The organism is Pseudoclavibacter sp. Marseille-Q434, from assembly GCF_050315415.1.
In the GTDB taxonomy this organism is placed as follows: Bacteria; Actinomycetota; Actinomycetes; order Actinomycetales; family Microbacteriaceae; genus Pseudoclavibacter.
The window spans coordinates 43,927-65,965 of sequence record NZ_JBNPQH010000005.1 but is presented as its reverse complement, the minus strand read 5'-3'; the positions used below and the strand labels follow the sequence as shown (position 1 = coordinate 65,965).

The following is a 22,039-nucleotide window of genomic DNA, read 5'->3' as shown; positions in this document are numbered from 1 at the left end:
ACCTGGCAGTTAGCGCCGAATCTCTTGACAAATCATAGAGTTTCCTCTAGTCAGGGCCAATCTCGACGCAGGGAATCGCCATGGTCGCGACGAACGCCCCGTCCGAGTGCATCACCGGTGGGGCGGACTCGTCGAAGATCGCGGCCTCGCCCTCGGCGAGCTCGGTGCCGCCGAGGCTCAGGCGGCCGCTGATGAGGTAGATGGCTCGAACGTCGGGGTCGAACTCGATGGGGTCGCTCACGAAGACCCGGCCGAGGATGATGGGCTGCATCTCCGACTTGCGGGTCACCCGCAGCAGCCTGGTGCTCTTCGCGCGCCCGATGGAGCTGCGCAGCAAGAGGAGCGGGGTCGTCGACTCGACGACGATCTGGTGGTCGGCCCGCACCTTCTCCTGCCGGGTGCCATCCACGAGTCGCAGCTGCGGGCCGCTGATGCCGAGCCAGTGGTCGACGGTTCCCTCGGGCCGGTGCAGCGACTTCACGTTGCGTTTCACGTCGACGAGCGACAGGCTCCACCTCGGATCGACCTCGTCGTCCGGGTCGCGCCAGATCTCGTGCACGCTCCCGGAGCGAAGGTCGGTGCCGAGCCGTTCCCGTGGCAGCGACTGCGGCGTGACGATCTTCATCGAACGGCATCCAATCTACGAAGCTCGGTTGCTGGGGAACCCCGTTGTCAGGGGGGAGAGGCCAGAAGGTGGCGGCCAGTCTGCAGACTGTGCCGCCACCTTCATGGTCAGTGAGCGGATGCTCGTCGTGCGGGGCGGATGCTAGACGCGGGCATCCTCGAGCACGTAGCCGGCCTCACCGTGCGAGACGGTGTCGAGGCCTGCGATCTCGTCCTCGTCCTTCACGCGGAAGCCGATCGTCTTGTGGATGACGAACCCGATGATGAACGCGCCGACGAAGGAGTAGGCCATGACCGCGAAGGCTGCGATGGCCTGCACGAGGAGCTGCGTGCCGTCACCGCCGAGGAAGAGGCCGGTTCCGTTGGCGAAGAAGCCCAGGTAGAGGGTTCCGATGAGGCCGCCGACGAGGTGGATGCCGACCACGTCGAGCGAGTCGTCGAGGCCCAGCTTGAACTTGAAGTCGATCGCGAGGGCGCAGACCGCACCGGCGATGACGCCGAGGAGGATCGCCCAGACCGGGTCGAGGGATGCGCAGGCCGGGGTGATGGCGACGAGACCGGCGACGGCACCGGACGCGGCACCGACCGAGGTTGGCTTGCCGTCGCGGATTTTCTCGACGACGAGCCAGGCGAGGAGCGCCGCCGCGGGGGCCGCGATGGTGTTGACGACGGCGAGGGCGGCGACGCCGTCAGCGGCGAGCTCGGAGCCGGCGTTGAAGCCGAACCAGCCGAACCAGAGGAGGCCGGCGCCCAGGAGGACGAAGGGCGGGTTGTGGGGGACGTGCGCTCCCTTGCCGAAGCCAACGCGACGCCCGAGGACGAGGGCGAGGGCGAGGGCCGCCGCACCGGCGCAGATGTGCACTGCCGTGCCACCGGCGAAGTCGATGACGCCGACGCCGAACGTCTCCTGCAGCCCGTAGGTGATCCAGCCGCCGTAGGCGAAGGAGCCGTCGTCGGCGAGGCCGAAGTTGAAGACCCAGCTGGCGACGGGGAAGTAGACGACGGTCGCCCAGATGCCGGCGAAGATCATCCACGAGCCGAACTTCGCGCGGTCGGCGATGGCGCCGGACACGAGGGCGACGGTGATGATCGCGAAGGTCGCCTGGAAGGCGGCGAACGCGAGCGGCGGGTAGGCGGCGTCTTCCGGGACCTCGAGGAGGCTGGAGAGCCCCATCGCGGACGGGTCGATCGCGAAGAGCGGGCTCAGGCCGTCAGCTGCCGGGAAGGCGATCGAGTAGCCGTAGAGCACCCACAGCACGCCGATCAGGCCGATCGCGCCGAAGCTCATCATCATCATGCTGATCACGCTCTTCGCCTTCACGAGGCCGCCGTAGAAGAAGGCGAGTCCAGGTGTCATCAGCAGCACGAGCGCCGCCGCGAAGAGGATGAATGCGGTATTTCCTTGATCCATCGTTGTAGACCTCTCTGCAAGGGACGCCGTGGGCGTCGGGGTGCACTCAGCTTGCGCTCAGGCTGTTTCGCCTGTGCGACCGTGGTGTTACGCGAACGAATGAAGTTCATGTCCGGCGTGTTTCCGCGGTGTCGCACGAACCGCGGTGTCGCCTTGCGCAATGTGACGCCCTGAGTAGTCCGGCGTAGCTGCGGTCTTACGGTTGCGGGTGGGCTCTGCCTACCATCCCCGCATGAGCACCTCGGCCTCCCTCGTCCAAGACGCATCCGTCGATCGCGCCCAGTTCAACCGAGACTGGGAGGCGTGGCACGTCGAGCACGAGAAGCGGCGCACCGACGGGCACGGGTTCCTCGCAGTGACGAGCCTCACGTTCCTCTCGGAGGAACCGCAGGCCATCGAGGGCATCCCAGGTGCCTGGTCGCTTGAGGATGGTCAGGCGGTTGTCGACCTCGCAGACGGCGAGACCCTCGAGGCCGACGGGCTGCTCTTGCAGGGTCCGCGCCTTCACCGCTTCCCGTGCATCGCCGAGCGCGACGGGGTCAGCGCCCGCGCCGGGAAGGTGCTCATCGAGATCGCCAAGCGCGGCGGCTTCACGATCGTGCGCCCCCGCGACCCCGACTACGACTATCTGGCCTCCTACTCGGGCACCCCCACGTACCTGCCCAACCTGCGCTGGCGCGCCGAGGGCAGCTTCGAGGCGTTCGACGAGCCCCGCGACGTCACGGTCGGCGCGGCCGTCGAGGGGCTCGAGCACGTGTACTCCTCTCCGGGCAAGGTCACCTTCGAGCTGCGCGGGGAGCGGTTCTCGCTCACGGCGTTCAACGGTCACGAGTCTGGCTCACTGCTCGTGCTGTTCACGGATGCGACGAGCGGCCTCACGACGTACGCCGCGAACCGCGCCCTGTCGGTGTCGGCCCCGGATGCGGACGGCCGCGTCACGGTCGACTTCAACCGCGCCGTGAACCTGCCGTGCGCGTACACGGTCTTCGCGACGTGCCCGCTGCCTCCCGCCGAGAACCGGCTGCCGGTGGGCATCGAGGCTGGCGAGAAGACGCCGCTGTCCAAGGCCGGCGACGACGCGGGGAGTGAGCCCGCCGCATGACGCAGACCGCACCCGTCGCGACGCAGGATGCACGTGCGACACTGCCCGCGGTTGTGCGCGTCCGCGAGGCGCGGCCCGCCGACTGGTCAGAGGTGGTCCGGGTCAGCGAGGCGGCCTTCGCGGCCGGGCCGTACGGTCACTTGCCCGTCGGCGAGGAGCGACAGCGCCTCGTGCGCGACGTCGAAGGCCGGGCCGCGGCGGGCAGCGTGCTCGTGGCGGAGCGTCTGACTGAGCGTCGGGCAGAGCAGGCCAGCGAGATCCTCGGCACGCTCAGCATCGCCCGGGCGGGCACGGGCCCGTCGCGGCTCGCGGTCGCCGACGAGGCGGAGGTTCGGCTCCTCGCCGTCTCGCCGACCGCCCAGCGGCTCGGCGTCGCGAGGCGCCTCATGCTCGCGGCGAGCGAGACCGCCCTCGGCTGGGGTGCGTCCGCGCTCGTGCTCGACACGGGTGACCGCAACTTCGCGGCGCAGGCGCTCTACGAGGGGCTCGGCTACCGGCGCACCAACGAGCCCGGCCAGCCCGGCGTCGCGAGCGAGGGACGCATCCCGCACGTCGACTACCGGCTGCAGCTGCAACCCGCCCCTGGCGTCGTCGTGCGGCTCGTGCGACCCAGCGAGGTCGACGCGGTCGCCGAGCTGTCGCTGCGCGCCTACGACCTCGAGTACAGCATCTCCGGCAGCTACCGCGACGACATCATCTCCGTCGGCGAGCGGGCGGCGGCCCATCAGGTGTGGGTGGCGGTGGATCCGCAGAGCGGCGAGCTGCTCGGATCCGTCGCGACGCCGAAGCCGGGGGAGCACCTCACCTCGTTGCCGCAGCGTGAGGACGAGCTCGACTTCCGGCTCTTGGCGGTCGACCCGAGCGCCCGCGGACGCGGTGTCGGGGCCGCGCTCACGACGCTCGTGATCGAGCTCGCACGGTTGCGGGGTCTGCGTCGAGTCGTCATGAACAGCGGCCCGCAGATGGTGCGCGCTCACCGCCTGTACGAGCGCCTCGGGTTCTCGATCCTCGAGTCGCGCGTGCGCACCGTCGATCCGGGTGACGGCCGCGCGCCGTTCCAGCTGCTCGCGTTCTCGATCGACGTGTGACCTAGCGAGCCGCCCCGCGCGAGTCTGGACGTTGCCCAGGAGCCACCGATCCGACGCGGAGGTCGGTTCCGAATGATGGTGGAAGCGTCGCAGGGTGCGGCGCGGGAAGGCAACCAATGACTGAGATCCTCGCTCACCACGGCCTGCTCACCGACACGAAGCTCCACGTCGACGACACGGGCGGGACTGGCCGCCCTGTTGTGCTCATCCACGGCTGGCCCCTCTCGGGAGAGGCCTGGAATCACCAGGTGCCGGCATTCGAGGCGGCCGGCCACCGCGTGGTGACCTACGACCGCCGCGGCTTCGGCCGCAGCGACAAGCCGCTGACCGGATACAGCTACGACGACTTCGCGGACGACCTGCAGGCCGTCCTCGAGGCCCTCGACCTGCGCGACGTGACGCTCGTCGGGTTCTCCATGGGAGGCGGCGAGGTCGCACGCTACCTCGCCAAGTTCGGTGACGAGCGCGTGCACAGCGTGGTCTTCGCATCCGCCGTGCCGCCGTACCTGCTGAAGACGCCCGCCAACCCCGACGGTCCCCTCGAGGCCGGGGAAGCCGCGAAGATGACGGCCGCGCTCACCGCGAACCAGGAGTCGTTCTACGACGACTTCATCACCACGTTCTACTCGGTCGACGGCACCCTCGTCGTCTCCGAGGCCGAGCGGCGGGCAGCTGTCGAGCTCACGGAGCAGGCGTTCAAGCCAGCCGCACTGCAGGCCATGGCGGCGTTCGCGAACACCGACTTCCGCGACGACCTGCAGGCGGTGAAGGTGCCGACGCTCGTCATCCACGGAGACAGCGACGCGACCGTGCCGTTCGAGGGCTCCGGGGCCCGCACCAACGAAGCCGTCGCCGGCTCTGAGCTGCACGTCGTGGCGGATGCGCCCCACGGCGTCAACGTCAGTCACGCCGAAGAGTGGAATCGGGTCGTGCTAGAGTTCCTGAGCCGCTGACCCTCGCCCCCGTGCTGACCCCGAGACCCGCTCGCCACCTCCTGGCGGGCGGGTCTTCGGCGTCTCACGGGCACCTCACAGTGGGCGTGCGCCCGGTGACAGCGAATGCACCGACATCGCCGTCATCGCAGGGCTCGCAGGATTCGCTGGGAATCGCGGATCGTGCCCCGCAGACGCCGATGAGCCCCCGGTCCGTTTGACAGCAGGTCGACCGGCTTGCTGGGCTGGCCTCAGATCGACTCGCAGGACCGGAAGCATCCCGAGACAACGAAGGCCAGGCAGGCGCCGGCCGGAGGAGGCGTGATGAAGACGAACAGCGTGATGGAGACCAAGGAGCTCGACTCGACGACGTCGAGCGGCGCCGACGAGACCCGGCCCGCCGCAGCGCACCGTGGCGGCCCGGCCCCGAGCCGCGACGCCCACGGCCTGCCAACGGGGGCCGCCCTGCGGGAGTGGCGTCGCGCGCATCCGAGGGCCACGATCGCGGACGCCATCGCCGCGCACTGACGGGCGCGGCGGGCGATTAGGCTTGGCCCGTGACGACAGACCGCGACGCCCTCATCGAACTCATCCGCGACGAAGCCGTGTTCCACGGTGACTTCACCCTCACGAGCGGGAAGAAGGCGACGTACTACATCGACCTCCGCAAGCTGAGCCTCGACCACCGCGCGTCTCCGCTCATGGGCCGCGTGCTGCTCGACCTCATCGAGGAGTTCGGGCCCGTGGACGCTGTGGGTGGCCTCACGATGGGCGCCGACCCGCTCGCGAGCGCCGTCATGCACCAGGGGCTCGCCCAGGGGAAGGTCGTCGACGCGTTCGTCGTGCGCAAGGAGCCGAAGGACCACGGCCGCGGCCGCCAGGTCGAGGGCCCCGACCTCGAGGGCAAACGAGTTGTCGTGCTCGAGGACACCTCCACGACGGGCGGCTCGCCGCTGAAGGCCATCGAGGCCCTCGAGAAGGTCGGAGCGAACGTCGTCGGCGTCGCCGTCATCGTCGACCGCGCCACGGAAGCGCAGGGCATCATCGAGGCCGCGGGCTACCCGTACCGCGCCGCCATCGGCCTCGAAGACCTGGGCCTCGCCTAGGCGCTCGCGGCGTGACCAACATCCGTGGAGCAGCTGGGCGCCGCAACCGCGGCGTGCTGGCGGCGCTACTCGGCGTGCTCGTCCTCGGCGGGGTCGCGCTCGGAGTCTGGCTCCAGCCGTTCGGCGACGGGACAGTGCCGCCAGAAGAGACCGCCGGCCCGCCCACGACGACGGTGCCGCTCGCCGGCGTCGATGCCTCCCTGCTCGAGCCCGGCCAGTGCATCCAGGACTTCGTGTCGGCGTGGGAGCCACGCTTCGAGGTCGTCGACTGCGCCCTCGAGCACTCCGGACAGCTGCTCGCCGAGGTCGAGGCGACACCCCTCTCCGAGAGCGACGAGTACCCGGGCGAGGAAGCGCTGCGCGACCGCGCCCAGATCACCTGCCAGGCGACGGACGTCCTCGACACGACCGTCGCGGCGACCGTCCCCGGACTCGTCATCGAGGCCAGCTACCCGCTGAGCCAGGACGACTGGGACGCAGGGCACCGCAGCTACCGCTGCTTCGCCTCCACACCGGGAGCATCCACGACTGGCTCGCTCACTGCCAGCGAGTAGTCCGGCGGCAGCCCAGGGCGCGACGACTACCCTGATCGCATGACCTTCGTGAGTGAATCCATCGACATCGATGTGCCCGTCGACGTGCTGTTCAGCCTGTACGCGGAGCCGGAGTCGCTCCCCAGCGTCCTCAGCATCGTCAAGCACGTCGAGGTGCTCGGCCCCGACCTCATCCGCTGGGATGTGGAGCTCGTCGGCCAGCGTCGGTCCATCGACGCAAAGGTCGTCGTCAACGAGCCAGGGGAGCGCCTGCGCTGGGAGTCGGTCGAGGGGCGCGCGTCGTTCGCGGCTGAGGTGCGCACCGAGGCGATCACGCCCGCGAGCACCCGAGTGACCGTCGACGCTGAGTTCGACGCCGGCGGCATCGCCGAGCGCCTCGGCCTCGCGAAGCCCATCGCCGCCGCCGCCATCGCCAGCGAGCTCCGCAACGCGAAGAAGAGCGCGGAGGCGCAGGCCGCACAGTAGCGCGTGCGGGAAGCTGGGCGGGAGCGGATAGCCCGGTGAGCCTCCGCTGAAGACCCTTGAAGGGTCGAGCGTCATCTGCCCACGATGGACGCATGTCCATGGCAGAACCATTCATCCCCCGCCCCCACGAGCAGCGCGAGATGCCCGCCGCCTTCGAGCCTGGCCCAGGTGCGCCCGGTGCCGCCGGAGCCGAGCCTCCAGCCCAGCAGCCCGACGTCCTGCCGCCGCCCGACCCTGAGGAGCAGGCCATCGAAGACGCGGGCCTCGACGACGACATCAACCGCTGAACGACAGCAACCGCTGAACGACCGCAGCCGAGACGGAGGAATCATGAGCGACACCAACGAGTTCTCGAACCCGAGCACGATGCCCGACCGGAACGACCCCGAGCCCGCAGAGCCGGACGCGGTCGACTCGGACACGGTCATCGACGACAAGCCGGACTCCGCTGAGGGCGTCGACGCGCCGGACAGCCCCGTCGACTACGCCATCAAGGTGGCGCGGGGCGACCACTCGACTGAGGCCTGACCCAGCTGTTCGCTTGACGCGGAGCGTCACGAGGTCGCGCTTCGCAGGGACCTGTCGTACTCTGACAGCAGAGTCCACGTGCTCCGGGGTCGGTGTAATTCCGAGCCGGCGGTTATAGTCCGCGACCTGTTCCCGCAAGGGAGTGGCTGATCTGGTGAAATTCCGGAACCGACGGTGAAAGTCCGGAAGGGAGGTGCACGTGACGGCACGCCTCGGCGTACCGTCAGCTCGTGGAATCCGCTGACCTGTTCGGCGAACCCACGCGCCTCGTCATCCCCGGAGCTTTCCACGAAAGCCGGGTAGATGAACACGACGTCAGCACGCATCTCCGCACCGATCTCGGTGGCGGTCGCGGTGCTCGCTGTGTGGTGGGCCGTCACGGCCGCCGGTCTCATCTCGCCGCAGTTCCTCCCCGCGCCGGGACAGCTCGCCGAGCGCTTCTGGCTCGACGTGACGCAGGGGCCCATGCTCTCCCACGCCTGGGTGACGCTGTCCGCGGCCCTGCTCGGCAGCCTCCTCGCGATCCTCGTCGCTGTCCCGCTCGGCTACCTCATCGCGCGCTTGCCCTGGGTCGACGTCGCGATCACCCCGTACGTCGCCGCGTCGCAGGCCGTGCCGGCCATCGCGCTGGCCCCGCTGCTCGTGCTGTGGATCGGCTACGGCCTCGCGCCCACGGTCGTGCTGTGCGCCATCATGTCGTTCTTCCCGATGATCGTCACCACGGTGCTCGGGGTGCGGCAGCTCCCGCAGGACGTCATCGAGGCCGGCCGCATCGACGGCGCCAACTGGTACCAGCTGCTGTGGTGGGTCGAGGGCCCGCTCGCGCTGCCCAGCGTGCTCGCCGGAATCCGTGCCGGCGTGACGCTGTCGATCACGGGTGCCGTCGTCGGCGAGTTCACGATGGGCGGCCGGGGCCTCGGGATGCTCCTCACCCTCAACCGCGACGCCAACGACATCCCTGGCATCTTCTCCACGCTCCTCATGCTCGTCCTGCTGGCAGTCGCGCTCTACATCCTCATGCGCCTGTTCCAGAACGCCGTCACCTGGAACGACGACGAGCCCAAGACGAAACGACGAGCCCGCGTGCTCGCCGACGAACCCCTCCCCGCCTGACCCGAACCCTCTGACCAAAACCGCCTGACCCCGCCCATCTCGACCAGGAGACGCTCATGAACCTTCACCTCACCACCGCAGGCCACGCTGCTCGCGGCCCTCGGGTACTGCACTCCCTGGTCGCTGCGGGTGCTGTGGCGGCCATGGCCGTGCTCGTCGGATGCTCGACCTCCCCCGATGGCAACGCCACAGACGTGACGGCAGACCCCGCGGGAGCCGCCACCATCGGCCTCACGTACACCCCGAACATCCAGTTCGTGCCGTTCTACGTGGCCGAGGCGAAGGGCTTCTTCGAGGATGAGGGCGTCGATGTCGAGCTGCGCCATCACGGTGAAGGCGAGGACCTCTTCGGGGCTCTCGCGAACGGCACCGAGGACTTCGTGTACGCGGGCGGCGACGAGATCACGCAGGCCCGTGCCGCAGACATCCCCGTCACCTCGGTCGCGACGCTCTACAACACGTACCCGGCGACGCTCATCGTGCCGGAGGACTCCGACATCAAGACGGCAGCGGATGCACGCGGCAAGACGATCGGCACGCCAGGACCCTACGGGCAGACGTACTTCGCGCTGCTTTCGCTGCTCCAGAGCAACGGGCTGACGGCGGACGACGTGAAGATCGAGCACATCGGCTACACGCAGCAGGCGGCGCTCACGACCGGCGCCGTCGACGGGGTCATGGGCTACGTCAACAACGACGCGGTGCAGTTCGAGAAGGCCGGCTTCCCGGTGCGCACGATCGAGATCGCGCCGGCGGACGCGCCGACCCTCGTCGGGCCGTCGCTCGGCGTCGCCGACTCGATCATCGAGGGGGACGACGCCACGATCAGACCCGTGCTCGAGGCGCTTGCCCTCGCGACGCAGTACGTGATCGACAACCCGGACGAGTCCATCGACATCGCCGCCGAGTACATCCCGACCCTCTACACGGACGAGGCGAAGAGCGACGCGCTCGCGACGCTCGAGGCGACCATCCCGTTCCTGTCCGCGCAGGACGGGCAGCCGCTCTTCACGAACGACGCCGAGGTATGGGCCACGATGGCGACGTTCATGAGCGAGCAGGACCTGCTCGAGAAGCCCCTCAAGGGCGACGCCTTCACGAACGCGTACGTGCCGCAGGGCTAGGAGGCGCGCGCCTCCGGGCCCTGCGGCCGCTCGGTCACGCGGGCCAGATGGTGCCGCTCGAAGCCGAGCCGCACGGGGCCGGGCGTGACCACCCGCCCGTTTTCGTGACGCGGACGCCGATGTCGATCGTTCCGTCGACGGCGACGGTCAGCTCGCGCGGCCCGACCGAGGCCCAGTCGGTGGACCCGTACCCGAGCCCGTGGCCGAAGGCGATGGCGGCTCGCAGGGGCGCGAAGCCGGTCAGGCATTCCTCGTGTGCGATGGCCGGGATGCCGAAGCGCTGCGCGGCGACGACCCGATCCTGCCGCGAGCGGAGCCGGTCCAGGCGTTGCCGCTCTGCGCCGCGCTCACGCGTCCGCCCCCTCCCACACGCCGTCGACTCGACGGGGCACGCGCGACCGCGGATCCTCCCTGAGCTCGTCCGGCAGGAACCTGTCCGGCGTGCTCTGCCAGGTCACTGCTCGCATCCACCTGTCGATGGCCGATGCCCCGACGGAGGTGCTGGAGGCGTTCGTCGATGCCGGGTACGGGCCTCCGTGCGTCGTCGCCCAGGCCACGCGGACACCCGTCGGCACGCCGTTGACGATGACCCGGCCGCTCGTCGATGCGGCCGCGTCGAGCAGTTCGTCGATCGCGTCGAGGTCCTGGCCTGTCGCGCGAACGGTCGTCGTGAGCTGACCCCCGAGCGCACGGAGCGTTCCGGGGACCTCGTCAAGCGACCCGTAGGTGACCAGCAGCGCTGCCGGGCCGAAGACCTCCTCCTCCAGCGTGCCCGCGAGCTCGCCCAGCGAGGTGATCCCGAGCATCGGCGTCTGGCCCTGCGACGTCGCCCGGCCGTCGACGAGGGTCCGCACTCCCGCCCGCCGCCAGTCATCGAGACGGTGCTCGTATCGCTCCGTGATGCCGGGGGAGAGGAGCGGCTGCGGCTCGACGTCGGCGATGCGCCCGGAGATGGTGGCGATGAGCGTCTCCGCCGACTCCGGGATGAAGATCAGCCCCGGCTTCGTGCAGAGCTGTCCGGCGCTCGCGGTGACGGCGGCGGCCAGCTGCTCGGCGAGCTCCTCGGCATCGGTCTCGGCGGCCTCTGGCGCGACGACCGTCGGATTGGTGCTGCTCATCTCCGCGAACACCGGGATCGGGGTCTCCCTCGCCGCAGCGAAGTCGAAGAGCGCCCGCCCGCCTGACACCGAGCCGGTGAAGCCGACGGCCGCCACGGAGGGATCCTCGACGAGTGCGCGGCCCGCATCCCGTTCGGTCACGATCCGGAGGGCACCGACGGGGAAGCCGTTCGACTCGAGCGCGTCGCGCACCACCAGGTGGGTCGCGCTGCTCGTCTCGGGGAGATCGGGATGCGTCTTCACGACCACGGGGCAACCCGCGGCGAGGGCGGAAACCGTGTCCCCACCGAAGACGCCGAAGGCGAATGGGAAGTTGCCCGCCGCGAAGACGGCAACCGGCCCGATCGGCACGCGCATTCGGCGCAGCTCCGGCGCGCCAGGCGCCTCGTGGTCGATCGCCGCGTCGAGGTACCTGCCCTCGTCGATGAGGTCGGCGAACAGCTCGGCCTGCGAGGCCGTGCGTTCGATCTCCCCACCGAGGCGGGCTGCGCTGAGGCTCGTCTCGGCGGCCGCGATCGCGACCAGCTCCGATGCATCCTCCCGGATGGCGGCCGCCGCGGCGCGGAGCCCACGGGCGCGAACACCGCGTTCCGTGTTCCGGAGGAGGGTCCAGGCGTCGACGCTCACCCCTTGACCGCCCCAGCGCTGAGGCCCTGAACCAGGTACTTCTGCACGTAGGCGAAGACCGCGACGACGGGCACGACCGCGACGACGCCGCCGGCTGCCAGCGCGCCGAAGTCGGTCCCGAACTCGCCGAGCAGGTAGCTCAGCCCGACCGGGATCGTGAACTGGTCCTGCGAGGTGATGAACATGATCGCGAAGAGGAAGTTGTTCCACGCGCTGATGAAGGCGAACGAGCCGACGGCGACGATGCCCGGCTTGAGCAGCGGCAGGACGACGGTGATGAAGGCTCTGAACCGAGAGCATCCGTCGACCCACGCCTGCTCCTCCAGGTCGATGGGCACGTTGCGTATGAACCCGGCCATCAAGACCAGCGAGAGTGGCAGCTGGAAGACCGTGTCGGAGATGATGAGCGCCCAGAGCGAGTTCGTCAGGCCGAGCCCGTTGAAGACCTGGAACAGGGGGATCAGCAGCATCGCACCTGGGATGAACTGCGTGCAGAGCATGATCAGCACGAACGCCGACTTGCCCTTGAAGGCGAACCGGGCGAGCGCGTAGCCGCCGAGGAGGCCGATGACGGTGGAGATGACAAGGCTCACGCCGGCCACGTACAGGCTGTTGAGGAAAAAGACGCCGAAGCCGTTCCCGTTCCACACCTTGATGAAGTGGTCGAAGGTGATGGGCCATGGCACCAGCGATGTCGAGCCGGCTGGGCGGAAGGCGAACAGCAGCATCCAGTAGAACGGCACGAGCGTGAAGATCAGCGCGATCGTCAGCGGCACGGCGAGCAGGAGCCGGTCGAGCAGCGACTTCGGCCGCGGCTTGTTGAGCGGAGCCTCCTTCTTGCTCGTGGGCGTTTCGGGCTCTGTGGGCGCCGGAAGGCCCTGCGGCTGCGCGAGTGTGGTGAGGGACATGTCAGTTCTCCCGTCCGAAGCGGTTCGCTCGGAGATAGATCACGGTGAACACGATGAGGATGATGAAGGCGATGACGGTCAGCGCCGACCCGTAGCCGAACTCGCGGTCGAAGATCGCGGTCTGGGCGACGTAGAGGGGAAGCGTGGTCGTCGAGCCGGCGGGCCCACCGCCCGTCAGCGTGAAGAGGAGGTCGACGTTGTTGAACTCCCACACCGCCCTGAGCAGGGTCGCGATGACCACGGCCTGGCGCACGTGCGGCCAGGTGATCGACACGAACTTGCGGATGCGACCCGCACCGTCCATCTCGGCGGACTCGTAGAGGTCCTGCGGGACCGACTGCAGGTCGGCGAGGATGAGGATCGCGAAGAAGGGCGCGCCCTTCCAGAGCTCGGCGAGGACCGCCGCCCAGAACGCCGTTCCCTCGCCGGACAGCAGCGAGGTGCCGTACTGGACGAGGCCCATGTCGGCCAGGTAGCGCCCGAGGCCCGTCGTCGGGTTGTAGATGAGCAGCCAGATCGTGGTGGTGAGGATGCCGGCGACCGCCCACGGCGTGAAGACCAGCGAGCGCACGATGCCTCGGCCCTTGAACGCCTGGTTGATGAGGAGGGCCAGGATCATCCCGAAGATGAACTGGAGGCCGACCTCGACGATCACCCACTGGAACGTGAAGCCGAGACTGCGCCAGAACTTCTCGTCCGAGGCGATGTCGGCGAAGTTGCCGAGCCCCACGAAGCCGTTGTAGATCGGGAACGTCGGGTTGTACTGCTGGAGGCTGTAGTAGAAGACGCTGCCTACGGGGTAGACGAGGAAGATCAGGACCAGCGCGGCGGCCGGGGCGATCAGTGCGTACGGGTACCACTTCGTGCGGTTCATCTTCGGCCTTGGCGGCTTCGTCTGGGGGACCGTTTTCGTCATCATTTCCTTTCCACCGTGGCGGGAGAGAGCTCCCGCCACGGCGCGGCTTGATCGCAGGATCAAGATGTGAGTTCTTGGTACCGTTCGTTGGCCTCGGTGAGGGAGTCCGCCCACTTGGTGCAGAACTCGGTGACCGTCATCTGCCCCTGGAGGACGCGCTGCCAGTCGGGGAGCATGTCGGTGCCGGTGATGGACGTCCACTCGGGCAGGTAGTAGGGCACGTTCATGGACACGGCGTCGGGGTTCTGGCTCGACGCGATGGCTGCTGAGATGGCTGGGTTGTCCTGCACCCACTGGTCCTCGAACACCGCGGTGTTGCCGGGGATGTAGCCGGAGGCCTCGGCCCAGAAGCTGTTGCCCTCCTGGCCCATCGTGAACTCGAGGAACTTGGAGGCGGCCTCCTTCTTCTCGCTCTGCTCGAACATCGCGAAGCCGGTCGTGAGGCGTCCGATCACCTCGACGCCGTTGTCCGCCTCGTACGGGGTGTTGACGGCGATCTGCTCGGGCTCGAGAGTCTGCAGCATGGTCGGGTACGAGCCGATCGAGTGGCTGAGCATGCCGGCACCGCCGCCGGTGAACTGCGCGATCATCACCTTGAAGTCGGCCGTCAGGTCGCTCTCGGCGGTCGTCGTCTTGTAGAGGTCGACGTACTTCTGGGCGGCCTCGATGACCGCCGGGTCGTCGAGGGTCGCCTTGCCGCTCTCGTCGAAGATCTCGGCGATGCCTGCTCGCGTGTAGACCATCTGCATGAACTGCGGGAAGAAGCCGTTGCCACCGCGGATGGTGTACCCGAACTGTCCGGACGACTGGTCGGTCAGCGCGGCCGCTGCCGCGTCGAACTCGTCCCAGTTCTCCGGCACGCCGAGGCCCGCATCCGCGAGCCAGTCGGCCCGGTAGTAGATGGTGTCGGCGATCGCCGTGGCCGGTGTCATGTAGAGGGCCCCGTCTGGGACGGCCTTGCGCGTGCTGTCGACGAGGCCGGGGTCGAGCTGCTCCTCCCATCCGCCCGCCTCGATGAGGTCGTCGATGGGGGCGAGCGCGCCCTGGGCGACGAGGCCGGAGAGGTCGGAAGCCTTCGGGGTGACGAGGTCAGGGGTCGAGTTTGTCGCGATCGCGGTGCCGATCTTCTGCATGTAGGAGTCGGTCGGGAGCCCGAGGTACTCGATCTTGATGTCCGGGTTCTCGGCCTCGAACATGGAGATGAGCTCTTGGAGGCTCTCCGTCCGCTCCGGCCTGGTGTCCGTATCCCACAGCTGCAGCGTGACGACGCCGTCCTCCGCGACGTCGCCTCCGCCCGCGCAGGCTGTCAGCGCGAGTGTCGCGGTGAGTGCGCCGGCAAGCGCTGCGGTCGTGAGCTTCCGTCTCCGGGGGTGAGAACGCGTCATTGCGATTCCTTTCGTGGCCTCGTTGCCGTTGCACCGTCGAGCGGCGATGCGGTCGATCATATACTAGACACCATACATGCTCTATCAGATCGTGCTAGTGTCCATTTCGAAGGAGGGCCACATGAGCTTTGAACCCTTGGCCCCGATGGCGACGCCGTTGTCGCGTACTGGGCATGTAGTTGAATCGTTGAGGAAATCGATCCTCTCTGGAGCACTTCGAGCGGGGCAGCCCCTGGTCGAGTCAGAGCTCGCCGCGAGCTTCGGGGTGTCGAAGACCCCCGTGCGCGAAGCGCTGAAGACGCTGGCGGGACTCGGCTTGGTCACGATGATGGAGTACCGCGGCGCCGTGGTCCGCTCCGTCGACTACGAGATGGCGCGTGCCGTCTTCGAGGTGCGCTGTCTGCTCGAGCCGGAGGCTGTCAGGCTCGCGGTCGGCAACGGCATCGATCTGACCGCGGCGCAGCACGCTCTCGAGCGCTCCGAAGCCGCGAAGGACAGCGCCGAGCGGAGCATCGCCAACCGCGACTTCCACCGGCTGACCTACGCGAGCTGCGGCAACCCCCTCCTGCTCTCCATGCTCGACGACCTGCGCGACCAGACGGCGCTCATCAGCGTGACGGCCTGGCAGAACGGGATCACCTGGGTCCACGAGGCGCACGAGCACGTCGCGATCCTCGAGGCCGCCGCGCGAGGCGACGCCGAAGAGGCCAAGCACCTCGTCGACCTCCACATCCGACGCTTCACCGAACACGCCCTCACTCTCCTGGAGGAACACCATGCATGAGCAAGCAGCCCGCCTCTCGGACGTCGTGGCGATCCCGGTGACGCCGTTCGCCGACGGCGCCATCGACTTCCAGACCCTGAGATCAGTGCTCGACCGGATGCTCGACGCGGGCGTTCGGGTCCTCACCCCCAACGGGAACACTGGCGAGTTCTACGCGCTCCGCCCCGACGAGCGCCTCGACATCGTGCGTGCCGTCTCGACCCACGCGAGCGGCAGGGCGCTCATCGTCGCCGGCATCGGCTTCGACACCGACACGGCGATCGCGGATGGCCGGGCGGCGGCGGAGGTCGGCGCCGAGATGGTCATGATCCACCAGCCCGTGCATCCCTACATCTCCCGCACGGGGTGGATCGACTACCACGCGACGATCGCGGACGCGCTCCCCGAGCTGGGGGTCGTGCTCTACGTCCGGAACCCGTGGGTGGACGGCTCGATGATCGCGGAGCTGGCGGCCCGGAGCCCAAACGTCGTCGGTGTCAAGTACGCCATCGCCGACCCGGTCATGTTCGCCCGGGTGCGCAGCGCAGCCCCGCAGCTCGCCTGGATCGCCGGCCTCGCCGAGCCGTACGCGCTCTCCTACTTCGCGCACGGGGCGACCGGCTTCACCTCCGGCCTCGTCTGCGTCAACCCGGGCCTCTCCCTCGAGCTGCTGGACGCGTTGCGGGATGGCGACACGGCGACCGCGCGTCGGCTCACGGAATCCATCCGCGAGTTCGAGGAGCTCCGTGCCCTCGACTCCAACGCCAACAACGTGAGCGTCATCAAGGAGGCGCTCTTCCAGCTCGGCGTCGGCTCACGAGCCGTCCGCCCGCCGAGCGCGGAGGTCGACGCTGCGACGGCGGCCCACGTGTCGCGCATCCTCACCGCGTGGTCGGCCAACCACGAGCTGCACTCGCACGCGGACCTCGCGGCGAGCGCATGAAGATCGTCGGGCTGGAGGCCTTCCTCGCCCGGGTCGGCGACCGGCCGCGCGTGCTTGTCCGTCTCGACACGGACGAGGGCATCTCGGGCTGGGGTGAGGCCTACAACCACGGGCCGGACGAGGCGCTGTTCCCCATCTTCCAGTTCCTGCTCGAGCAGATCCGGAACGAGGACCCGACGCGGGTGGAGCACGTCACCCAGAAGCTGCTTCGGCTCGCCCGCTTCCCCCCTGGCGCGATCGGGCTCGCCGCGATCGCGGCGCTCGACCACGCGATGTGGGAGATCAGCGCCGTCTCGCTCGGGGTGCCCGTCTACCGGCTCCTCGGGGGACGGGTGAGGGACAGGGTCGGCGTGTACTGCGGGCTGTACTCGGCCCCGGACCCGGAGGATGTGCGCGACCGCACCGCGGAGCTCAACGAGACCTACGGTTTCACGTCGTTCAAGCTCAGCCCGTGGCGGACCGACATCCACGACCGCAGGTGGGGGCTCGTCGTCAACGAGGTCGCGTCCTACTTCGGCGCCATCCGTGAGCACGCGGACCCGCGGTGGGAGTTCGGGTTCGACGCCCACGCGCAGGTCTTCGAGCCGTACAAGGCCATCGAGCTCGGCAATGCGCTCGCGCCGTTCCAGCCCATGTTCCTCGAGGAGCCGCTGCGGCCAGAGCACTTCGCCTCGTGGGGGCACCTCCGGGACCGGCTCGACGTTCCCCTCGCGACTGGCGAGAGCCTCTACTCCGCGCACGAGTTCCTCTCGCTGTTCAACGCGGGCGGCGTCGACATCGCGCAGCCCGACATCGCCGTCGTCGGCGGCCTGTCGCAGATGCGTCGCATCGCGACGGTCGCGGAGCTGCACAACGTCATGCTCGCGCCTCACAACCCGATGGGTCCGCTGGCGACCGCGCACAACGTGCACTTCGCGGCGGCCTGCAGCAACTTCCTGACGCTCGAGTACAAGTTCGACGAGACCACGTGGTGCCCGGATCCCTATGTTCCGGAGGGCGGCTACCTCGAGCTGCGGGACGACCGACCGGGCTGGGGTGTGACGATCGACGAAGACGCTCTGCGGGCGTCCGACACCACGGTGTGGCACCGGCGCCTCGACATCAGGCCTGATGGGGCCTGGGGCTGGGCCTAGCTGTTCGCTGTGCCATCCCCGTCGCGTTCGGCCATCCGCTTCTGGATGGCGGACGTGACGGGGCCGGTCAGGAGCAGCAGCAGCCACGTGTAGCGCGCCGGGTCTGGCCCGAACAGGAACGCGACCGGGATGGACAGGGCGAACACGGCCGGCACGACGAACGTGAAGGCCGAGCGGCGGCGCGCCGCGACCGAGTCCTCCGTGAGGCCGCGGCGCACCGCGATGACCCAGATCACGTGCTGCGCGAGGGACGCGCAGATGATGCTGATGGCGTAGACCACGACGGGCAACGGCTGCGAGTCGACCGTCGACTCGCTCATCGACGCCGTCGTGAACGGCAGCACCACGATGAAGAACATGGCCACGATGTTGGCGTTCAGCACCGCGCCGTCGAGCGCGTCGACCTGCCCCATGAGGCGGTGGTTGACCTTCCAGAAGTTCGCGATCACGAAGAAGCTGATCGTGAACGCCAGCAGCTGGTCGAGCACACCGGAGCCGGCGAAGGCATCCCAGCTCGTCCAGTGCTCGGCCGTCGGCGGCTTGATGTCGACGATCAGCAGGGTGATCGCGACCGCGTAGATGGCGTCGAAGAAGGTCAGCCCTCGGTCGAACTCGATGGTGCCGCGTGCGTAGCTGCGTGAAACCATGTGGGGGATGCTCCGTGCTAATCGAGGGTGCGGATGACCCGCGCCGGGTTGCCGACGGCGACGACGTTCGACGGCAGGTCCTTCGTGACGACGGCTCCTGCACCCACGACCGTGTTCTCGCCGATCGTGACGCCCGGGCAGACGATGACGCCCCCGCCGAGCCAGACGTTGTCGCCCAGCGTGATCGGCTCGCCCGCTTCGTAGCCGGCGCGCCGGGGCTCCGGGTCGAGCGGATGCGTCGGCGTCAGCAGCTGCACGTTCGGCCCGATCTGACAGTGCGCCCCGATCGTGATCGGTGTCACGTCGAGGGCGACGAGACCCACGTTCACGAACGTGCCGGCGCCGATCGTGATGTTCGAGCCGTAGTCGACGTACAGGGGCGCCTTCACGGCAACCCCCTCGCCGAGGCTGCCGATGAGCTCCGCGAGGATCTCGGACGCGCGCTCCCCGTCGACCGGGAACGTCGCGTTGTAGTCAGCCTGCAGCCGGGTGGCGCGTTCCGCACCCGCCGCCAGCTCGGGGTCGTCCGCGTGGTACAGCTCACCGGCGAGCATCCGCTGCTTCATCGTGCGGCCATCGTCGAGGTTCAGCATCATGGCGAGAACACTAGCGTGCGCGCTCGGGGCAACGAATGACGTTAATCTCGACAGGTGACCTCGCTGTGGAACGCCGCCGGCCCCGACCTCGTGGTGCACGGCGACAACCTCGACGCCATGCGCCGCCTCCCCGACGGCGCCTTCCAGGTCATCTACCTCGACCCGCCCTTCAACACCGGCAAGCAGCAGAGGCGCCAGTCGATCAAGGTGAAGCGGCAGTCCCCGGCTGAGGAAGCCGTCGAGGCCGCCGAACTCGGCGAGGCGCTCGCACACGACGAGGCCCCAGCATCCACCCCGCTGACCCGCACCGGGTTCCAGGGGCGCAGCTACGAGCACACCCTCGGCGAGCTGTCGGCGTTCAACGACGAGTTCGCCGACTACTGGGGCTTCCTCGAACCGCGGCTCGTCGAGGCATGGCGGCTGCTCGACGAGACCGGCACCCTCTACCTGCACCTCGACTTCCGGGAGTCGCACTACGCGAAGGTCGTGCTCGACGCGCTCGTCGGGCGCGACAAGTTCCTCAACGAGATCATCTGGGCCTACGACTACGGGGCCCGCACCTCGAAGCGCTGGCCAGCGAAGCACGACACGATCCTCGTCTACGTGAAGAACCCGAAGCGGTACCACTTCGACGCCGCCGAGGTCGACCGGGAACCCTACATGGCACCCGGCCTCGTGACCGAGGCGAAGCGCGAGCGCGGCAAGCTGCCGACCGACGTGTGGTGGCACACCATCGTGTCGCCGACCGGCAAGGAGCGCACCGGCTACGCGACGCAGAAACCCGCCGGGCTGCTGCGGCGCATGATCCGCGCATCCAGCCGCGAGGGCGACTGGGTGGCCGACTTCTTCGGCGGCTCCGGGACGACAGCTGCGGTCGCGCGCGAGTGCGGCCGCAGAGTCGTGACGGTCGACGTCTCAGTGGATGCGCTCCGCACCATGCGCAGACGCCTCGGCCCGGAGGGCGTCGAGTACCGCAAGCTCACGAAAGACGGCACGCGCCTGCTGTCGGCCGCACCGAAGCGCGCCAAGCGAAGCCGCTGAGCCTGGCAGCTGTTGAGCCTGGCAGGTTGGCCCGGTTTGCGGGGCTAGCGTGCCTGGTCTGGGTCCGTTGAGGACGGGCCGTTCCAGGTATCCGGAGCTGAGTACGGGTCAGACTGCGGCGCTGACGGGTACTGGTTCGGCTGCTGGCCGTACCCCTGCACTGGAGCCTGGTACGGCTGGTTCGGGAACTGCCCCGGGTACTGCTGACTCGGGTAGTACCCCTGGTTGGGCGCGGGGTACTGGCCGGTCCCGTCGAAGCGAGCGCCGGCCGGCACGGACGGCAGGCAGGCGAACACGACGAGCGCGATCGGGCCGAGGAATGGGAAGAGCCCGATGAACGCGAAGAAGCCGGAGAAGTTCGCGTCGTGGAGGCGGCGCACCGTGATGGAGATCGTGGGCAGCAGCAGCGCGAGGTTGACGAGGAGGCTGAAGAGGCCGAACAGGCCACCGCCGATCGCGACCCAGGTGCGGGTCGAGCCGCTGCTGAAGTCGAAGCCCATCGAGATCGCGTTGAAGGCGATCGTGACTCCCGCGAGGGCCAGCGCGACCCACCAGTACTCGCTGCGACTCGCGCGCCCGCGGTAGACGAACGTCTTCTTCACGAAGCGCGTGATCGCTTCGGGGAACGGAGCCCCGTAGTAGGGCTGGTCAAGAGCCGGCTGGCCGGCTGGAGCGTGTCCGTAGGTCATGTCGTTCCTCGGTGGTCGCGCGAGTACTGCAACGCCACACCCTAGTGCAGCGTGGACCAGCGGCTCAGGGCGGTGACCGTCTCGTACACGGCAGCGAGGGTCTCCGCGACGCCGCGGAGGTCGTCCGAGGTGGTGGATGCTCCCCACGTGAACCGCAGGGCGGTGCGGGCGTCGTCCTCGGGGATCCCCAACGCGAGCAGCACGTGCGACGGCTCGTCGTGCCCCGCCGCGCAGGCCGCCCCCGCCGACGCGAGCACGCCTCGCCGCCCGAGCTCCAGCAGCACCGTCTCGCCGTTGACCCCCGGCAGCACAAACGACGCGTGGCGGGGGAGGCGAGCCGATGCGTGGCCCGTGAGCCGTGCGTCCGGGATGCGCGAGAGCACGTCGGCGACAAACGCGTCTCGTGGGCGCGCGGGCAGGTCACGGGTGCTCGCAGGCGGCCGCTGCTCGGCTTCCGCACGCCGGTCAGCATCGGCGAGCTGAAGCGCGACGGCGAACGCCACCGCGAACGCCACATTCTCCGTGCCGGATCGGCGCCCTCGCTCCTGCCCGCCGCCGTGGATGAGGGGCTCGAGCGGGAGCCGCGAGCGCACCGCGAGCACGCCGACGCCCTTCGGGGCGCCGAGCTTGTGACCCGACAGGCTCACCGCATCCACGCCCGTCGCGGTCAAGGACACGTCGAGCGAGCCGGCCGCCTGGATGGCGTCGGTGTGGAACGGCACGCCGCGGGCGTGGGCGACGGCGGCCAGCGCGGTGATGTCCTGCACCGTGCCGACCTCGTTGTTCGCCGTCGCGAGCGACACGAGAGTCGTGTCCTCGCGGAGGGCCGAGGCGAGCGATTCCCCGCTGACCAGGCCAGACGCATCCACGTCGACGAACGTCACCTCGAAACCGTGGAGACGCGCGAGGTAGTCGGCGGATGCGAGCACGGACTCGTGCTCGAGGCGGCTCGTCACGAGGTGCCGCCCGCGCGGATTCCCCAGGGCGATGCCCTTGATCGCGAGGTTGTTCGCCTCGGTGCCACCCGACGTGACGACCACCTCGGCGGACCGGCAGCCGAGGACACCGGCCACCGCCTTGTGAGCGTCGGCGAGGGCCGCAGAAGCCTGCTCGCCGAGCCCGTGCGTGCTCGACGGGTTGCCGAACGACGCCGTCAGGAACGGCCAGGCCGCGGCGAGCGCCTCCTCCCGGACCGGGGACGTCGCGGCCGCATCGAGGTGGAGCAT

The 22,039-nt window shown here is 69.1% G+C and carries 25 protein-coding genes and 1 riboswitch; of the genes, 15 read left to right on the top strand and 10 right to left on the bottom strand.

Annotation, left to right across the window (positions count from 1 at the left end):
- Window positions 1-46: 46 nt before the first annotated feature.
- Both ACQFZP_RS16785 and ACQFZP_RS16780 read right to left on the bottom strand, forming a co-directional pair.
- Window positions 47-625 carry a hypothetical protein gene (locus tag ACQFZP_RS16785; RefSeq protein ID WP_211892147.1) on the bottom strand — a complete coding sequence of 193 codons (579 nt, stop codon included), beginning with the start codon at window positions 623-625 and terminating at the stop codon, window positions 47-49.
- A gap of 141 nt (window positions 626-766) precedes the next feature.
- Window positions 767-2,035, bottom strand: coding sequence for an ammonium transporter (locus tag ACQFZP_RS16780; protein WP_104310262.1), 1,269 nt, complete (start codon window positions 2,033-2,035; stop codon window positions 767-769).
- Window positions 2,036-2,267: 232 nt separating this feature from the next.
- On the opposite strand from ACQFZP_RS16780, the gene ACQFZP_RS16775 reads away from it, so the two are divergent.
- The 11 genes from ACQFZP_RS16775 to ACQFZP_RS16725 all read left to right on the top strand — a co-directional run bounded on the left by ACQFZP_RS16775 (window position 2,268) and on the right by ACQFZP_RS16725 (window position 10,047).
- Entirely contained in the window at window positions 2,268-3,137 is an 870-nt protein-coding gene (locus ACQFZP_RS16775) for a DUF1684 domain-containing protein (RefSeq protein ID WP_211892146.1), read from the top strand.
- Window positions 3,134-4,225, top strand: coding sequence for a GNAT family N-acetyltransferase (locus ACQFZP_RS16770; protein ID WP_211892145.1), 1,092 nt, complete (start codon window positions 3,134-3,136; stop codon window positions 4,223-4,225). The genes ACQFZP_RS16775 and ACQFZP_RS16770 overlap by 4 nt, the downstream gene beginning before the upstream one ends.
- Before the next feature lie 116 nt (window positions 4,226-4,341).
- Window positions 4,342-5,178: an alpha/beta fold hydrolase gene (locus ACQFZP_RS16765; protein ID WP_211892144.1), complete on the top strand. Its 837-nt coding sequence runs from the start codon at window positions 4,342-4,344 to the stop codon at window positions 5,176-5,178.
- Between the two features lie 303 nt (window positions 5,179-5,481).
- Window positions 5,482-5,685 (top strand): hypothetical protein, encoded by a 204-nt coding sequence (locus ACQFZP_RS16760; protein WP_211892143.1) that lies wholly within the window; start codon window positions 5,482-5,484, stop codon window positions 5,683-5,685.
- Between the two features lie 29 nt (window positions 5,686-5,714).
- Window positions 5,715-6,263 carry an orotate phosphoribosyltransferase gene (pyrE, locus tag ACQFZP_RS16755; RefSeq protein WP_179555858.1) on the top strand — a complete coding sequence of 183 codons (549 nt, stop codon included), beginning with the start codon at window positions 5,715-5,717 and terminating at the stop codon, window positions 6,261-6,263.
- 11 nt (window positions 6,264-6,274) lie between these two features.
- Window positions 6,275-6,817 (top strand): septum formation family protein, encoded by a 543-nt coding sequence (locus ACQFZP_RS16750; RefSeq protein ID WP_211892142.1) that lies wholly within the window; start codon window positions 6,275-6,277, stop codon window positions 6,815-6,817.
- Between the two features lie 39 nt (window positions 6,818-6,856).
- A complete protein-coding gene (locus tag ACQFZP_RS16745; protein ID WP_104251467.1) occupies window positions 6,857-7,282 on the top strand; it encodes an SRPBCC family protein in 426 nt (141 codons plus the stop codon).
- Between the two features lie 98 nt (window positions 7,283-7,380).
- Window positions 7,381-7,569 (top strand): hypothetical protein, encoded by a 189-nt coding sequence (locus ACQFZP_RS16740; RefSeq protein ID WP_146080684.1) that lies wholly within the window; start codon window positions 7,381-7,383, stop codon window positions 7,567-7,569.
- Between the two features lie 43 nt (window positions 7,570-7,612).
- On the top strand, window positions 7,613-7,810 hold the full coding sequence (locus tag ACQFZP_RS16735; RefSeq protein WP_104310271.1) for a hypothetical protein: 198 nt from the start codon (window positions 7,613-7,615) through the stop codon (window positions 7,808-7,810).
- Between the two features lie 75 nt (window positions 7,811-7,885).
- Window positions 7,886-8,012: riboswitch (FMN riboswitch) on the top strand.
- Between the two features lie 101 nt (window positions 8,013-8,113).
- Window positions 8,114-8,923 carry an ABC transporter permease gene (locus ACQFZP_RS16730; protein WP_211892141.1) on the top strand — a complete coding sequence of 270 codons (810 nt, stop codon included), beginning with the start codon at window positions 8,114-8,116 and terminating at the stop codon, window positions 8,921-8,923.
- Between the two features lie 56 nt (window positions 8,924-8,979).
- Window positions 8,980-10,047, top strand: coding sequence for an ABC transporter substrate-binding protein (locus tag ACQFZP_RS16725; protein ID WP_211892140.1), 1,068 nt, complete (start codon window positions 8,980-8,982; stop codon window positions 10,045-10,047).
- Window positions 10,048-10,394: 347 nt separating this feature from the next.
- Here ACQFZP_RS16725 and ACQFZP_RS16720 read toward each other — a convergent pair whose 3' ends face one another.
- The 4 genes from ACQFZP_RS16720 to ACQFZP_RS16705 all read right to left on the bottom strand — a co-directional run bounded on the left by ACQFZP_RS16720 (window position 10,395) and on the right by ACQFZP_RS16705 (window position 15,001).
- On the bottom strand, window positions 10,395-11,792 hold the full coding sequence (locus ACQFZP_RS16720; RefSeq protein WP_211892139.1) for an aldehyde dehydrogenase family protein: 1,398 nt from the start codon (window positions 11,790-11,792) through the stop codon (window positions 10,395-10,397).
- Window positions 11,789-12,700, bottom strand: coding sequence for a carbohydrate ABC transporter permease (locus ACQFZP_RS16715; RefSeq protein WP_104310275.1), 912 nt, complete (start codon window positions 12,698-12,700; stop codon window positions 11,789-11,791). Before ACQFZP_RS16715 ends, ACQFZP_RS16720 begins: the two co-directional genes overlap by 4 nt.
- A gap of 1 nt (window position 12,701) precedes the next feature.
- Complete coding sequence (locus ACQFZP_RS16710) at window positions 12,702-13,574, bottom strand: carbohydrate ABC transporter permease (RefSeq protein WP_211892138.1); 873 nt, start codon at window positions 13,572-13,574, stop codon at window positions 12,702-12,704.
- A gap of 101 nt (window positions 13,575-13,675) precedes the next feature.
- The gene (locus tag ACQFZP_RS16705) at window positions 13,676-15,001 is read right to left on the bottom strand and encodes an ABC transporter substrate-binding protein (protein WP_181026844.1); all 1,326 of its coding nucleotides are present in this window, start codon (window positions 14,999-15,001) and stop codon (window positions 13,676-13,678) included.
- A gap of 121 nt (window positions 15,002-15,122) precedes the next feature.
- Between ACQFZP_RS16705 and ACQFZP_RS16700 the strand changes: the two genes are divergently transcribed.
- Genes ACQFZP_RS16700 through ACQFZP_RS16690 form a run of 3 tightly spaced genes read left to right on the top strand, consistent with a single transcriptional unit; the run spans window position 15,123 to window position 17,840 of the window.
- Window positions 15,123-15,785: a GntR family transcriptional regulator gene (locus ACQFZP_RS16700; protein WP_104310278.1), complete on the top strand. Its 663-nt coding sequence runs from the start codon at window positions 15,123-15,125 to the stop codon at window positions 15,783-15,785.
- Window positions 15,778-16,707 carry a dihydrodipicolinate synthase family protein gene (locus ACQFZP_RS16695; RefSeq protein ID WP_211892137.1) on the top strand — a complete coding sequence of 310 codons (930 nt, stop codon included), beginning with the start codon at window positions 15,778-15,780 and terminating at the stop codon, window positions 16,705-16,707. Before ACQFZP_RS16700 ends, ACQFZP_RS16695 begins: the two co-directional genes overlap by 8 nt.
- The gene (locus ACQFZP_RS16690; RefSeq protein ID WP_307852952.1) at window positions 16,653-17,840 is read left to right on the top strand and encodes a mandelate racemase/muconate lactonizing enzyme family protein; all 1,188 of its coding nucleotides are present in this window, start codon (window positions 16,653-16,655) and stop codon (window positions 17,838-17,840) included. The genes ACQFZP_RS16695 and ACQFZP_RS16690 overlap by 55 nt, the downstream gene beginning before the upstream one ends.
- Here ACQFZP_RS16690 and ACQFZP_RS16685 read toward each other — a convergent pair.
- Both ACQFZP_RS16685 and ACQFZP_RS16680 read right to left on the bottom strand, forming a co-directional pair.
- Window positions 17,837-18,487, bottom strand: coding sequence for a TMEM175 family protein (locus ACQFZP_RS16685; RefSeq protein WP_211892136.1), 651 nt, complete (start codon window positions 18,485-18,487; stop codon window positions 17,837-17,839). The genes ACQFZP_RS16690 and ACQFZP_RS16685 overlap by 4 nt on opposite strands.
- 17 nt (window positions 18,488-18,504) lie before the next feature.
- Window positions 18,505-19,083, bottom strand: coding sequence for a sugar O-acetyltransferase (locus tag ACQFZP_RS16680; RefSeq protein ID WP_374100772.1), 579 nt, complete (start codon window positions 19,081-19,083; stop codon window positions 18,505-18,507).
- A 117-nt stretch (window positions 19,084-19,200) separates the two neighbouring features.
- Between ACQFZP_RS16680 and ACQFZP_RS16675 the strand changes: the two genes are divergently transcribed.
- Entirely contained in the window at window positions 19,201-20,124 is a 924-nt protein-coding gene (locus ACQFZP_RS16675) for a DNA-methyltransferase (RefSeq protein ID WP_211892222.1), read from the top strand.
- 44 nt (window positions 20,125-20,168) lie between these two features.
- Here ACQFZP_RS16675 and ACQFZP_RS16670 read toward each other — a convergent pair whose 3' ends face one another.
- Complete coding sequence (locus tag ACQFZP_RS16670; protein ID WP_211892135.1) at window positions 20,169-20,813, bottom strand: DUF805 domain-containing protein; 645 nt, start codon at window positions 20,811-20,813, stop codon at window positions 20,169-20,171.
- A 41-nt stretch (window positions 20,814-20,854) separates the two neighbouring features.
- Window positions 20,855-22,039, bottom strand: coding sequence for a cysteine desulfurase family protein (locus ACQFZP_RS16665; protein ID WP_211892134.1), 1,185 nt, complete (start codon window positions 22,037-22,039; stop codon window positions 20,855-20,857).

Coding starts and splice junctions, on each gene's coding strand:
- ACQFZP_RS16735 (WP_104310271.1), top strand. CDS start 7,613: ATGAGCGACACCAACGAGTTCTCGAACCCGAGCACGATGCCCGACCGG.
- ACQFZP_RS16715 (WP_104310275.1), bottom strand. CDS start 12,700: ATGTCCCTCACCACACTCGCGCAGCCGCAGGGCCTTCCGGCGCCCACA.
- ACQFZP_RS16760 (WP_211892143.1), top strand. CDS start 5,482: ATGAAGACGAACAGCGTGATGGAGACCAAGGAGCTCGACTCGACGACG.
- ACQFZP_RS16725 (WP_211892140.1), top strand. CDS start 8,980: ATGAACCTTCACCTCACCACCGCAGGCCACGCTGCTCGCGGCCCTCGG.
- ACQFZP_RS16765 (WP_211892144.1), top strand. CDS start 4,342: ATGACTGAGATCCTCGCTCACCACGGCCTGCTCACCGACACGAAGCTC.
- ACQFZP_RS16770 (WP_211892145.1), top strand. CDS start 3,134: ATGACGCAGACCGCACCCGTCGCGACGCAGGATGCACGTGCGACACTG.
- ACQFZP_RS16740 (WP_146080684.1), top strand. CDS start 7,381: ATGGCAGAACCATTCATCCCCCGCCCCCACGAGCAGCGCGAGATGCCC.
- ACQFZP_RS16710 (WP_211892138.1), bottom strand. CDS start 13,574: ATGAACCGCACGAAGTGGTACCCGTACGCACTGATCGCCCCGGCCGCC.
- ACQFZP_RS16700 (WP_104310278.1), top strand. CDS start 15,123: ATGAGCTTTGAACCCTTGGCCCCGATGGCGACGCCGTTGTCGCGTACT.
- ACQFZP_RS16745 (WP_104251467.1), top strand. CDS start 6,857: ATGACCTTCGTGAGTGAATCCATCGACATCGATGTGCCCGTCGACGTG.
- ACQFZP_RS16730 (WP_211892141.1), top strand. CDS start 8,114: ATGAACACGACGTCAGCACGCATCTCCGCACCGATCTCGGTGGCGGTC.
- ACQFZP_RS16675 (WP_211892222.1), top strand. CDS start 19,201: ATGCGCCGCCTCCCCGACGGCGCCTTCCAGGTCATCTACCTCGACCCG.
- ACQFZP_RS16785 (WP_211892147.1), bottom strand. CDS start 625: ATGAAGATCGTCACGCCGCAGTCGCTGCCACGGGAACGGCTCGGCACC.
- ACQFZP_RS16685 (WP_211892136.1), bottom strand. CDS start 18,487: ATGGTTTCACGCAGCTACGCACGCGGCACCATCGAGTTCGACCGAGGG.
- ACQFZP_RS16665 (WP_211892134.1), bottom strand. CDS start 22,039: ATGCTCCACCTCGATGCGGCCGCGACGTCCCCGGTCCGGGAGGAGGCG.
- ACQFZP_RS16695 (WP_211892137.1), top strand. CDS start 15,778: ATGCATGAGCAAGCAGCCCGCCTCTCGGACGTCGTGGCGATCCCGGTG.
- ACQFZP_RS16780 (WP_104310262.1), bottom strand. CDS start 2,035: ATGGATCAAGGAAATACCGCATTCATCCTCTTCGCGGCGGCGCTCGTG.
- ACQFZP_RS16670 (WP_211892135.1), bottom strand. CDS start 20,813: ATGACCTACGGACACGCTCCAGCCGGCCAGCCGGCTCTTGACCAGCCC.
- ACQFZP_RS16775 (WP_211892146.1), top strand. CDS start 2,268: ATGAGCACCTCGGCCTCCCTCGTCCAAGACGCATCCGTCGATCGCGCC.
- ACQFZP_RS16680 (WP_374100772.1), bottom strand. CDS start 19,083: ATGATGCTGAACCTCGACGATGGCCGCACGATGAAGCAGCGGATGCTC.
- ACQFZP_RS16705 (WP_181026844.1), bottom strand. CDS start 15,001: ATGACGCGTTCTCACCCCCGGAGACGGAAGCTCACGACCGCAGCGCTT.